Origin of the sequence: Pseudomonas sp. W15Feb34, assembly GCF_023127765.1 — a bacterium.
Taxonomy (GTDB): domain Bacteria; phylum Pseudomonadota; class Gammaproteobacteria; order Pseudomonadales; family Pseudomonadaceae; genus Aquipseudomonas; species Aquipseudomonas synxantha_A.
The window spans coordinates 80,544-93,038 of record NZ_SPKN01000029.1 but is presented as its reverse complement, the minus strand read 5'-3'; the positions used below and the strand labels follow the sequence as shown (position 1 = coordinate 93,038).

General features: G+C 60.3%; 12 protein-coding genes. 9 read left to right on the top strand and 3 right to left on the bottom strand.

Annotated elements, in window-relative coordinates:
• Positions 1-52: 52 nt before the first annotated feature.
• Complete coding sequence (locus E4O97_RS14150) at positions 53-421, bottom strand: hypothetical protein (protein WP_148852278.1); 369 nt, start codon at positions 419-421, stop codon at positions 53-55.
• 234 nt (positions 422-655) lie between these two features.
• Here E4O97_RS14150 and E4O97_RS14145 point away from each other — a divergent pair, with 234 nt between their 5' ends.
• Complete coding sequence (locus E4O97_RS14145) at positions 656-1,954, top strand: serine/threonine protein kinase (RefSeq protein ID WP_122733748.1); 1,299 nt, start codon at positions 656-658, stop codon at positions 1,952-1,954.
• A complete protein-coding gene (locus E4O97_RS14140) occupies positions 1,947-2,735 on the top strand; it encodes a VacJ family lipoprotein (RefSeq protein ID WP_103735077.1) in 789 nt (262 codons plus the stop codon). Before E4O97_RS14145 ends, E4O97_RS14140 begins: the two co-directional genes overlap by 8 nt.
• A 55-nt stretch (positions 2,736-2,790) precedes the next feature.
• On the opposite strand, the gene E4O97_RS14135 is transcribed toward E4O97_RS14140, so the two are convergent.
• Positions 2,791-3,705: a DUF808 domain-containing protein gene (locus E4O97_RS14135; protein WP_078820720.1), complete on the bottom strand. Its 915-nt coding sequence runs from the start codon at positions 3,703-3,705 to the stop codon at positions 2,791-2,793.
• Between the two features lie 134 nt (positions 3,706-3,839).
• On the opposite strand from E4O97_RS14135, the gene E4O97_RS14130 reads away from it, so the two are divergent.
• Together E4O97_RS14130 and E4O97_RS14125 are read left to right on the top strand one after the other, a co-directional pair.
• Positions 3,840-4,445, top strand: a complete 606-nt coding sequence (locus E4O97_RS14130; RefSeq protein ID WP_148852281.1) for a TetR/AcrR family transcriptional regulator — start codon at positions 3,840-3,842, stop codon at positions 4,443-4,445.
• 203 nt (positions 4,446-4,648) lie between these two features.
• Positions 4,649-5,107: a transposase gene (locus E4O97_RS14125; protein WP_032877097.1), complete on the top strand. Its 459-nt coding sequence runs from the start codon at positions 4,649-4,651 to the stop codon at positions 5,105-5,107.
• Positions 5,108-5,238: 131 nt separating this feature from the next.
• Here the strand turns inward: E4O97_RS14125 and E4O97_RS14120 are convergent, their stop codons facing one another.
• The gene (locus E4O97_RS14120) at positions 5,239-5,679 is read right to left on the bottom strand and encodes a heme-binding protein (RefSeq protein WP_032877098.1); all 441 of its coding nucleotides are present in this window, start codon (positions 5,677-5,679) and stop codon (positions 5,239-5,241) included.
• Between the two features lie 255 nt (positions 5,680-5,934).
• On the opposite strand from E4O97_RS14120, the gene gcl reads away from it, so the two are divergent.
• The 5 genes from gcl (at position 5,935) to pyk (ending at position 12,387) form a co-directional block, all read left to right on the top strand.
• A complete protein-coding gene (gene gcl / locus E4O97_RS14115; RefSeq protein WP_032877099.1) occupies positions 5,935-7,710 on the top strand; it encodes a glyoxylate carboligase in 1,776 nt (591 codons plus the stop codon).
• Positions 7,711-7,720: 10 nt separating this feature from the next.
• Complete coding sequence (gene hyi / locus E4O97_RS14110; protein WP_032877100.1) at positions 7,721-8,503, top strand: hydroxypyruvate isomerase; 783 nt, start codon at positions 7,721-7,723, stop codon at positions 8,501-8,503.
• Between the two features lie 128 nt (positions 8,504-8,631).
• Positions 8,632-9,522 carry a 2-hydroxy-3-oxopropionate reductase gene (locus E4O97_RS14105; protein ID WP_103735074.1) on the top strand — a complete coding sequence of 297 codons (891 nt, stop codon included), beginning with the start codon at positions 8,632-8,634 and terminating at the stop codon, positions 9,520-9,522.
• A 179-nt stretch (positions 9,523-9,701) separates the two neighbouring features.
• Positions 9,702-10,982, top strand: a complete 1,281-nt coding sequence (locus tag E4O97_RS14100) for a glycerate kinase (RefSeq protein ID WP_078820718.1) — start codon at positions 9,702-9,704, stop codon at positions 10,980-10,982.
• Positions 10,972-12,387, top strand: coding sequence for a pyruvate kinase (gene pyk, locus E4O97_RS14095; protein ID WP_032877103.1), 1,416 nt, complete (start codon positions 10,972-10,974; stop codon positions 12,385-12,387). Before E4O97_RS14100 ends, pyk begins: the two co-directional genes overlap by 11 nt.
• Positions 12,388-12,495: the final 108 nt, after the last annotated feature.

The following is a 12,495-nucleotide window of genomic DNA, read 5'->3' as shown; positions in this document are numbered from 1 at the left end:
ATGTGTGAACCCAATCAACTGTGGGAGCTGGCTTGCCTGCGATGAGGCCACATCAGGCGCAGCCAGGCTTCCTGACCAACCGCAATCCCGCAATCACCACCGCAAACACCGCAAACGTCGTGTTGTACAACGCCAGTGCCGGCAACCCGAACACCAACCCCACTACTGCCAACGCCCATCCCGCACGCCCCGGTACAAAAAAGCCCAACACCGAGGTGATCAACGCCGCCCAGCCCAGCACCTTGAAGTGAATCATCAACCCAAGGTTCGCACGCACCTGGCACTCCCAGCGGCTGGCCTCCTCTGCGCAGAGGCCGACCCACTGCCCATCCTCCATAAAGCCATAACGTGCGGCATAACTGGCAGCCAGCCATAACGGCAGAGCAACAAGCAGCAAAATCAACGGCAAGCGGCGGGACATGGGGCACTCCGATAGGCAAAAACGGCGCTCAGCTTAATCCCACCGCGGCCGTTAGCAAGGTGTTCGCGCAGATATCTGTTCAACAATGCATGGCAAAGTGTATCGTCTGGCTACTATTACCCCGATTCCGACGTTTTTTCCGACTTTTCGTGCCGCTGCCTGGCACTTCGGTGGCAACGCGGTGGTCATAGCCTGCGAATTTCATTCAGCACGTTTCCTCTTAGGGATTAAGTCATGCTCCGTTCCTTGCGCTGTGCTGCCTTGCTGGGCAGCCTATTTTTGAGTGCGTCAGCACTGGCCGTCGATATCGACCAGGCCAGCTATGGCTACCCTTTGACCAACCCGTTCGAAGCGACCATCGCCACCACGCCTCCCGACCTTCGGCCAACCTTGCCGACCGATGATGAGATCAACCAATCCGATTACACCCTGAATATGCGCCCCGAGCGTGAGTTCAGCTTGCCGGACAATTTCTGGCCGGTGAAGAAACTCACCTACCGCATTGCCAAGCAAGATCGCGCTGCGCCGTTGATCTTCCTGATCGCCGGCACCGGTGCGCGGTTCGACAGCAGCATCAACGAATACCTGAAGAAGCTGTATTACCAGGCCGGCTACCACGTGGTGCAGTTGTCATCGCCCACCAGCTTCGACTTCATCAGCGCTGCCTCGCGCTTCGCCACCCCGGGTATCACCCAGGAAGACGCCGAAGACATGTACCGCGTGATGCAAGCCGTGCGCGCGCAGAACGCCTCGCTGCCGGTCACCGACTTCTACCTCACCGGCTATAGCCTGGGGGCGCTGGATGCGGCGTTCGTCAGCAAGCTCGATGAGACGCGCCGCACCTTCAATTTCAAGAAAGTGCTGCTGCTCAACCCGCCGGTCAACCTCTACACCTCGATCACCAACCTCGACAAGCTGGTACAGACCGAGGTCAAGGGCATCAACAACACCACCACTTTCTATGAACTGGTGTTGAGCAAACTGACCCGCTACTTCCAGCAAAAAGGCTACATCGACCTCAACGATGCGCTGCTCTATGACTTCCAGCAGTCCAAGCAGCACCTGAGCAACGAACAGATGGCCATGTTGATCGGCACCTCGTTCCGCTTCTCGGCTGCCGACATTGCATTTACCTCGGACCTGATCAACCGCCGTGGCCTGATCATTCCGCCTAAATACCCGATCACCGAAGGCACCAGCCTCACGCCGTTCCTCAAGCGTGCCCTGCAATGCGACTTCGACTGCTACCTCACCGAGCAAGTGATCCCGATGTGGCGCGCCCGCTCCGACGGCGGCAGCCTGCTGCAACTGATCGATCAGGTCAGCCTGTACGCCCTCAAGGACTACCTGCGCGACAGCCCGAAAATCGCCGTAATGCATAACGCCGATGACGTGATCCTCGGCCCTGGCGATCTGGGTTTCCTGCGTAAAACCTTCGGCGATCGCTTGACCGTCTACCCGCTGGGCGGCCACTGCGGCAACCTCAATTACCGCGTCAACGCCGACGCCATGCTGGAGTTCTTCCGTGGCTAAATATCTTCTGCTGCTCGCCGCAATGTTGTGCGCAGGCGTGGCCAATGCCGACAACAGTAAGGCTCAAGAGCCCATCAAGGTCGATGCCGACGGCTTCAAGGAGCCGCTGACCAAGCTCAAGTTCAACCCGGGCCTGGACCAGCGTGAATTCGAGCGTTCCACGCTTACCGCGCTCAACGTCTACGACCCGCTGGAGTCGTGGAACCGCCGCGTTTACCACTTCAACTACCGCTTCGACCAATGGGTGTTCCTGCCGGTGGTCAATGGCTACCGCTACGTCACGCCGAGCTTCCTGCGCACCGGTGTGAGCAACTTCTTCAACAACCTGGGCGATGTGCCCAATCTGTTGAACAGCCTGTTGCAACTCAAGGGCCATCGCTCCCTGGAAACCACCGGGCGCCTGCTGGTCAACACCACCATCGGCGTCGCCGGCCTGTGGGACCCGGCAACGGCCATGGGCCTGCCACGCCAGAGTGAAGACTTCGGCCAGACCCTGGGCTTCTACGGCGTACCGGGCGGTGCCTATGTGGTGTTGCCGATCTTTGGCCCGTCGAACCTGCGTGATACCACCGGCTTGCTGGTGGACTACACGGCAGAATCGCAGATCAACTTCCTCAACGTGTCCGAAGTCAGCTCCAACCACCCGGAAGTCTGGGCCCTGCGCGCAGTGGACAAGCGCTACCAGACCAGCTTTCGCTATGGTCAGATGAACTCGCCGTTCGAGTATGAAAAGGTGCGGTATATCTACACGGAATCGCGCAAGTTGCAGATTGCCGAGTAATTCGCCCCCATGAAAAAGGCCATTCGATTGAATGGCCTTTTTTGTACGTGCTACGTCATGCCCTGAGTGCTTTCCAGCCCTTGCCCACGATGCTGACCGCCGCCAGCACCACAGCCCCGGCAATAATCCCCGCCACCGCATTCAGCAACGTCGGCATCAACCATGCCAGCGCCCCGGTGCTTTGGCTTACCGTTTCGATCCAGTGATGCACCACGGGCACGCCATGGGTGAGGATGCCGCCACCGACCATGAACATCGCCGCCGTGCCAATCACTGACAGGCTCTTCATCATGTAGGGGGCCGCACTCAGAATCGCGCCGCCAATACTGCGCGCCACCTGACCCGGCTTCTGCGTCAGCCACAGCCCCAGGTCGTCGAGCTTGACGATACCGGCCACCAATCCATATACGCCGATGGTCATGACAATGGCGATACCCGACAGCACGATCACTTGCTGCGTCAGTTGCGCATCGGCGACGATGCCGAGGGTGATGGCAATGATCTCGGCCGACAGAATGAAGTCGGTACGGATCGCGCCCTTTATCTTGTCTTTCTCGAACGCCACCAGATCGGTTGCCGGGTCGGCCACCGCTTCAGCCAACTGCGCGTGTTCGGCTTGATCTTCAGCCTTGCTGTGCAGGAATTTGTGGGCGAGTTTTTCGAAGCCCTCGAAACACAGGTAGGCGCCGCCGAGCATCAACAGTGGTATCACCGCCCACGGAGCGAAGGCGCTGATCAACAGGGCCGTCGGCACCAGGATCAACTTGTTGATAAACGAGCCCTTGGCCACCGCCCACACCACCGGGATTTCCCGCTCGGCGCGCACGCCGGAGACCTGCTGGGCGTTCAGTGCAAGGTCATCGCCCAGCACGCCCGATGTCTTCTTGGCGGCCATTTTTGTCATCAGCGCGACGTCATCGAGTACCGCCGCGATATCGTCGATCAATACCAATAAGCTGCTTCCTGCCATGAACCGGACTTCCGTTAGAGAGAGATGACGCGAGCATAGCCCGGCGCACGGCCTTGCGGCCAGATTGTTGAGGCCTGCTGATGGCCGGTGCTACCATGCGCAACCGCCTGTCATGGCAAGGAAACGTCTGGTTTATGAGCAGCATTCGCGAGCGCAACAAAGAAAAAATCCTGCGGGCGGCGAGCGAGGAGTTTGCCGACAAGGGCTTCGCCGCGACCAAAACCAGCGACATCGCCGCCAAGGCCGGGCTGCCCAAGCCCAACGTCTATTACTACTTCAAGTCCAAGGACAACCTCTACCGCGAGGTGCTCGAAAGCATTATCGAGCCGATCCTGGCCGCTTCCACGCCGTTCAACCCCGAAGGGGAGCCCAAGGAAGTATTGAGCAACTACATCCGCTCCAAAATTCGCATCTCCCGCGACCTGCCGTTCGCCTCCAAGGTGTTCGCCAGCGAAATCATGCACGGCGCCCCACACCTGAGCGCCGAGCAGGTTGAACAGCTCAATGCCCAGGCCAAGCACAATATCGATTGCATCCAGAACTGGGTGGATCGTGGGTTGATTGCGACTATCGACCCTAATCACCTGATGTTCAGCATCTGGGCGGCGACCCAGACCTATGCGGACTTTGACTGGCAGATCTCAGCCGTTACCGGCAAGGCCAAGTTGGATGAAGCCGATTATGAGGCGGCGGCGCAGACGATTATCCGGCTGGTGCTCAAGGGGTGTGAGCCGGATTGATAGACCGCGGCGAGGCTATCGCAGGCAAGCCAGCTCCCACACGGATTTGCGCCGAACACAAAATGTAAAGTGGTCACAATCCCCTGTGGGAGCGGGCTTGCCCGCGATAGCGCCCATCCAGACACATCCTGCTAAAAGCCTGCCGATCAGCCTTCGCCCCTCAGTCTGGCCTCTCAGAACACCATCTGAAGAGAGGCCAAGGAATGCCCGATCTCCCTGCTTCAAATCGCCTGCGCATCGGACGCTATAACGAATCCAACCGCATTTACCTGCTCACCACCAACACCCTTGAACGCGAGCCCATCTTCAGCGACTTCAAACTCGGCCGCCTGGTCGTACAACAATTCAGGATCGCTCAATATAAAGGGCTCGCAACATCATTGGCCTGGGTAGTGATGCCTGATCATTTCCATTGGCTTGTTTCTCTGGAGAAAGGTTCGCTTGCCGACTTGATGCGCCAAGTTAAATCCAAGAGCACCCGAGTGGTGAATGCGGTGGCGGGCCGCCAAGGTCGCCTCTGGCAGCCGGGCTTTCATGATCATGCCGTGCGTCGAGAGGAAAGCCTTGAGGGGATTGCACGTTACATCGTAGCCAATCCACTCAGGGCCGGGTTGGTAAAGAAATTTGGCGACTATCCGCTATGGGATGCCATTTGGGTTTGACTGTAGACCGAGTCGACTGCATCGCAGGCAAGCCAACTCCCACACTGAGTGGGCTCACACAGTTAGATCTGTGAACACCGTCAATGTGGGAGCTGGCTTGCCTGCGATAGCTTACTCACAGTCAGAACGACTCAAGCCGACACCCCCGCATCCGCCATCAACCCCACCCCCTCAATCGCCGTGATCGCACACTGCTCGTCAATATCCGACGTATCCCCGGTGATTCCAATCGCCCCCAACACCACCCCCGACTGATCCCGTATCAACACCCCGCCCGGCGCCGGCACCACACTGCCCTGCCCCAGGCTGTTCAACGCTGCGATAAACGCCGGCCGCTGCTGCGCATCCAGTGCCAGTAAACGTGAGCCCTTGCCCAAGGCAATCGCCCCCCAGGCCTTGCCGATGGCGATTTGCGGGCGCAGCAGGCTGGCGCCGTCTTCGCGCTGCAAGGTAATCAAGTGCCCCCCGCTATCGAGTACCGCGATGGTCAGCGGCGCTGCAGAAATCGTGCGGCCTGCGGCGATAGCATGGCCGGCCAACTGGGTGGCGAGTTTCAAGGTTAAAGCGCTCATGGTGCCGTCCTTCTTTTGTTATTGGAAAGCGGTGGAGTTCTGTTTGATCAGATGCTCGATCGAATAAATAGAACACAATGACATTTGTTTTTGTATACAATATTTTCAAACAAAGGCTCCATACGTCGAAAAAAGCCGTTCCGACGAACGCAAAGGCCGTTTCATAAAATGCATTGACCTGCGCCGTCCGCCGTGAATACACTTTGGACAGACACCACTTGTATACAATTACAAAAAGCAAGAGGCACCAAAACCATGAGCAAAATGAGAGCAATCGAAGCCGCTGTCCTGGTGATGCGCCGTGAAGGTGTGGATACCGCCTTCGGTATCCCGGGCGCCGCGATCAACCCGCTGTATTCAGCCTTGCAGAAGGTGGGTGGCATCGATCACGTCCTTGCTCGCCACGTTGAAGGCGCCTCGCACATGGCCGAGGGCTATACCCGCACCAAGGCCGGCAATATCGGCGTGTGCATCGGCACTTCGGGCCCGGCGGGCACTGACATGGTCACCGGCCTGTACAGCGCCTCGGCCGACTCGATTCCGATCCTGTGCATCACCGGGCAAGCGCCACGTGCACGGATGCACAAGGAAGACTTCCAGGCCGTCGATATCACCAGCATCGTCAAGCCCGTGACCAAGTGGGCCACCACCGTGCTCGAACCCGGCCAGGTGCCCTACGCGTTCCAGAAGGCTTTCTATGAAATGCGTTCCGGGCGCCCAGGCCCGGTACTGATCGACTTGCCGTTCGACGTACAAATGGCCGAGATCGAATTCGACATCGACGCCTACCAGCCACTGCCCCTGGCCAAGCCCTTGGCCACCCGTATCCAGGTCGAGAAAGCCCTGGCGATGCTGGACCAGGCTGAACGCCCATTGCTGGTGAGCGGTGGTGGCGTGATCAACGCCGACGCCAGCGAGTTGCTGGTGGAGTTCGCTGAGTTGACCGGCATCCCGGTGATTCCGACCCTGATGGGCTGGGGCACCATTCCCGATGACCACCCGCTGATGGTAGGCATGGTCGGCCTGCAGACGTCCCACCGTTATGGCAACGCGACGATGCTCAAGTCGGACGTGGTGCTGGGTATCGGCAACCGCTGGGCCAACCGTCACACCGGCTCGGTGGAGGTGTACACCGAAGGGCGCAGATTCATTCACGTTGACATCGAGCCGACGCAGATTGGCCGCGTGTTCACCCCGGACCTGGGTATCGTCTCCGACGCCGGTTCCGCGCTGACGATGTTCATTGAAGTCGCCCGCGAATGGAAAGCCGCCGGCAAGCTCAAGGATCGCAGCGCCTGGTTGCATGACTGCCAGCAACGCAAAGCCACGCTGCACCGCAAGACGCACTTCGACAACGTGCCGGTCAAGCCGCAACGCGTGTACGAAGAGATGAACCAGGTGTTCGGCAAAGACACCTGCTACGTCAGCACCATCGGCCTGTCGCAGATTGCCGGCGCGCAGTTTTTACATGTGTACAAGCCACGCCACTGGATCAACTGCGGCCAGGCGGGCCCGCTGGGCTGGACCATTCCGGCGGCACTCGGCGTGGTCAAGGCCGACCCGAGCCGCAAGGTGGTGGCGCTGTCAGGCGACTACGACTTCCAGTTCATGATCGAAGAACTGGCGGTGGGCGCGCAGTTCAAGCTGCCGTACATCCACGTGGTAGTGAACAACTCTTACCTGGGGCTGATCCGCCAGGCCCAGCGCGGCTTTGAAATGGACTACTGCGTGCAGCTGTCTTTCGACAACCTCAACGCCCCGGAACTCAACGGTTATGGCGTCGACCATGTGGCCGTCGCCGAGGGCCTGGGCTGCAAGGCGCTGCGTGTGTTCGAGCCGGGCCAGATCCAACCGGCCCTGCGCAAGGCTCAGGAAATGATCGAAGAATTCAAAGTGCCGGTGATCGTTGAGATTATTCTGGAGCGAGTGACCAATATTTCCATGGGCACCGAGATCAACGCCGTCAACGAATTCGAAGACCTGGCCCTGGTCGGCAACGATGCGCCGACTGCCATTTCCCTGCTCGATTAAGGAGAACCCTATGCCGCGCTTTGCCGCCAACCTGTCCATGCTGTTTACCGAACAGGACTTCCTTGCTCGCTTCAAGGCAGCCGCCGATGCCGGCTTCGAAGGTGTGGAATACCTGTTCCCGTACGAATTCAGCTCTGCCGATATCAAGGCACAGCTCGATGCCAACGGCCTGACCCAGGTGCTGTTCAACCTGCCGGCCGGTGATTGGGCCAAGGGCGAGCGCGGCCTGGCCTGCCACCCGGACCGGGTCGAGGAGTTCCGCGCCGGGGTCAAGCTGGCCATCGCCTATGCCCAGGTATTGGGCAACACCCAGGTCAACTGCCTGGCAGGTATCCGGCCACAAGGCGTCGATGACGAGACCGTGGAAAAAACCTTCGTCGCCAACCTCAAGTACGCCGCCGAGAAGCTGCAGGCGGCGGGTATCAAGCTGGTGATGGAGATGATCAACACCCGCGACATTCCGGGCTTCTACCTCAACAACACGGCGCAGGCTCTGTCGATTCGCGAGCAAGTGGGCAGCGCCAACCTGTTCCTGCAATACGACATCTACCACATGCAAATCATGGAAGGCGACCTGGCGCGGACCATGCAAACGCACCTGGGTGAGATCAACCATATCCAGCTGGCAGACAACCCGGGGCGCAACGAGCCAGGTACCGGTGAGATCAACTACCGCTTCCTGTTCGAGCATCTGGACCGCATTGGTTACGCAGGTTGGGTCGGCTGTGAGTACAAGCCGTTGACCACGACCGAGGCGGGTTTGGGTTGGCTCAAGACCCATAACGCCATCTGACAACTGACACAACATAAAACAATGTGGGAGCTGGCTTGCCTGCGATGCAAACACCTCGGTGTATCAGTCAGGTCCGGTTGATGCCATCGCAGGCAAGCCAGCTCCCACATTAAAAGAGGATTTTGATCATGGCTAAAATCGGATTTATCGGCACCGGCATCATGGGCCAACCCATGGCCGCCAACTTGCAGAAAGCCGGTCACCAACTGTTTCTCTCGGAGCACCACGGCAAAGCGCCCGCCGAGCTGCTTGCTGCCGGCGCCATCGCCTTGGCCAACCCGCAGCAGGTCGCCCAGGAATCGGAATTCATCATCGTCATGGTGCCCGACACCCCACAGGTCGAAGACGTGCTGTTGCGCGCCGATGGCGTGGCCGCCGGTCTGTCACCCAATAAAGTAGTGATCGACATGAGCTCGATCTCCCCCACCGCCACCAAGGCGTTCGCGGCGAAGATCAACGAAACCGGCGCGCAGTACCTGGATGCACCGGTGTCTGGCGGTGAAGTCGGCGCCAAGGCCGGTACCTTGAGCATCATGGTCGGTGGTGAACCGCAGACGTTCGAACGCGCATTGCCGCTGTTCCAGGCCATGGGCAAGAACATCACCCTGGTGGGCGGTAACGGCGATGGCCAGACCGCCAAGGTCGCCAACCAGATCATCGTCGCGCTGAACATCCAGGCGGTGGCCGAAGCCTTGCTGTTTGCCTCGAAAAACGGTGCCGACCCGGCCAAGGTGCGTGAAGCGTTGATGGGTGGCTTTGCGTCGTCGAAGATTCTGGAAGTACATGGCGAACGCATGATCAAGGGCACCTTCGATCCGGGCTTCCGCATCAACCTGCATCAGAAAGACCTGAACCTGGCATTGGCCGGCGCCAAGGAACTTGGGATCAACCTGCCGAACACCGCCGGCACCCAGCAAGTGTTCAGCACCTGCACGGCGATTGGCGGCGGTAACTGGGACCACTCGGCACTGATCAAGGGCCTGGAGCACATGGCCAATTTCTCCATCCGCGACAAGTAACCTACCTTGGAATGCAATCCAGTGTAGGAGGGGGTTTGCTCCCGATAGCAATCGGTCATTCAACCACTATGTCGACTGATACACCGCTATCGGGAGCAAGCCCCCTCCCACATTTTGACCGCATTTCAAATCTGAAATGGCTGCACTCCTAACAACAAGAATCCCCCGGGAGCCCGCTTATGTCGGTCGATCCGCAACACCTGCTTCGCGAGCTGTTTGCCACAGCCATCGACGCCGCCCACCCCCGGCAAGTCCTTGAACCCTACCTGCCTGTTGACCGCAGTGGCCGAGTGATCGTGATCGGCGCCGGCAAGGCCGCGGCCGCCATGGCGCTGGTCGTCGAAGACTGCTGGCAGGGAGAGGTATCGGGCCTGGTGGTCACCCGCTACGGGCACGGTGCGCCGTGCAAAAAAATCGAGGTGGTCGAAGCGGCCCACCCGGTGCCGGATGCTGCCGGCCTGGCTGTGGCCCAGCGCGTACTGGCGCTGATCAGCAACCTGGGCGAAGAAGACCGTGTGATTTTCCTGCTGTCCGGCGGCGGTTCGGCGCTGCTGGCCTTGCCCGCCGAAGGCATCAGCCTGGCCGACAAGCAAAGCATCAATAAAGCCCTGCTCAAATCCGGTGCCACCATTGGCGAGATGAATTGCGTGCGCAAGCACCTCTCGGCGATCAAGGGCGGGCGACTGGCCAAGGCCGCTTGGCCGGCTACCGTGTACACCTACGCAATTTCCGATGTGCCGGGCGACCAGGCCACGGTGATCGCCTCGGGCCCAACCGTCGGTGACCCGAGCACTTCGCAACAAGCCCTGGCAATCCTCAAGCGCTATGGCATCGACGCTCCCGCCTCGGTGCGCAGTTGGTTGCAAAACCCCGCCTCGGAAACCGTCAAGCCTGGCGACCCGATACTTGCCCGCAGCCACTTCCAATTGATCGCCCGCCCCCAGCAATCCCTGGAAGCCGTGGCCGTGAAGGTCCGCCGGGCAGGGTTCAGCCCACTGATCCTCGGTGACCTGGAAGGTGAAGCGCGGGAGGTGGCCAAGGTGCATGCCGGCATCGCCCGGCAGATTGTGCAGCACGGCCAGCCCCTGGCAGCGCCGTGCGTGATCCTTTCGGGCGGCGAAACTACCGTCACCGTGCGCGGCAACGGCCGTGGCGGACGCAATGCCGAATTCCTGCTCAGCCTCACCGATAGCCTTAAGGGCATGCCCGGCGTTTACGCCCTGGCCGGCGACACCGACGGTATCGACGGCTCGGAAGATAATGCCGGCGCGATCATGACCCCCTGCAGCTACCGCCGTGCCGAAGCCCTCGGCCTGAGCGCCAGCGACGAGTTGGATAACAATAATGGCTACGGCTATTTCGCCGCCCTGGGCGACTTGATCGTCACCGAGCCGACCCGCACCAACGTCAACGATTTCCGCGCCATCCTGATCCTTGAGACTGCCAACCATGACGCCTGACAAGAAGGTCAAAATCCTCGCCACCCTGGGCCCGGCCACCGACGGTATCGATGACATTCGCGAGCTGGTGCAAGCCGGGGTGAATATCTTCCGCCTCAACTTCAGCCACGGTGAGCACGCCGACCATGCGCAGCGTTACCAGTGGATTCGCCAAGTGGAGCGCCAGCTGAATTACCCGCTGGGCATCCTCATGGACCTGCAAGGGCCGAAGCTGCGGGTCGGACGTTTTGCCGAAGGCAAGGTACAGTTGATTCGCGGCCAGGCCCTGCGCCTGGACCTCGACCCGACACCCGGCGACCAACGCCGCATCAACCTGCCCCACCCAGAGATCATCGCGGCCCTTGAACCGGGCATGGACCTACTGCTCGACGACGGCAAGCTGCGCCTGCGGGTGATCACCAAACACGCCGATGCCATCGACACCACCGTGCTCAACGGCGGCGAGCTGTCCGACCGTAAAGGCGTAAACGTCCCACAAGCGCTATTGGAACTCAGCCCGCTCACCGCCAAGGACCGCCGCGACCTGAGCTTTGGCCTGGAGCTGGGCGTGGACTGGGTGGCGCTGTCCTTTGTGCAGCGCCCGGAAGATATCCGCGAGGCCCGCGAGCTGATTGGCGACAAGGCCTTCCTGATGGCCAAGATCGAGAAGCCCTCAGCCGTGCAGCGCCTGCAGGAAATCGCCGAGTTGAGCGATGCGATCATGGTGGCCAGAGGCGACCTGGGCGTGGAAGTGCCGGCCGAAAGCGTGCCGCAGATCCAGAAAGACATCATCAGCACCTGCCGCCAACTGGGCAAGCCGGTAGTGGTCGCCACGCAGATGCTCGAATCCATGCGCTTCTCCCCGGCGCCGACGCGTGCCGAAGTCACCGATGTCGCCAACGCCGTGGCCGAAGGCGCGGACGCGGTGATGCTGTCGGCCGAAACCGCGTCGGGCGAGTACCCGCTGGAAGCGGTACAGATGATGAGCAAGATCATCCGTCAGGTGGAAAATGGCCCGGATTACCAGGCGCAACTGGACGTCAGCCGGCCCAAGGCGGATGCCACAGTGTCGGACGCCATCAGTTGCGCGATCCGGCGCATCAGCAGCATCCTGCCGGTGGCGGTACTGGTGAACTACAGCGAGTCTGGCAGCTCCAGCTTGCGCGCCGCAAGGGAGCGCCCGGTGGCGCCGATCCTCAACCTCACGCCGAACCTGTCCACGGCGCGACGCTTGAGCGTGGCGTGGGGCGTGCATTCGGTGGTCAATGATCGTTTGCGCCAGGTCGACGAGGTGTGTTCCACCGCGCTGGAAATTGCCCAGGCCCAGGGTATGGCGCAGCGTGGGGATACCTTGGTGATTACCGCAGGGGTGCCGTTCGGGCAGCCGGGGTCGACCAACTCGCTGCGTATCGAGACATTGCTCTAGCGCCTGTAGGGGCCTCATCGCAGGCAAGCCAGCTCCCACATTTGGATGTGTGAACACCGTCAAATGTGGGAGCTGGCTTGCCTGCGATGGGGACAACTCGGTCTCATT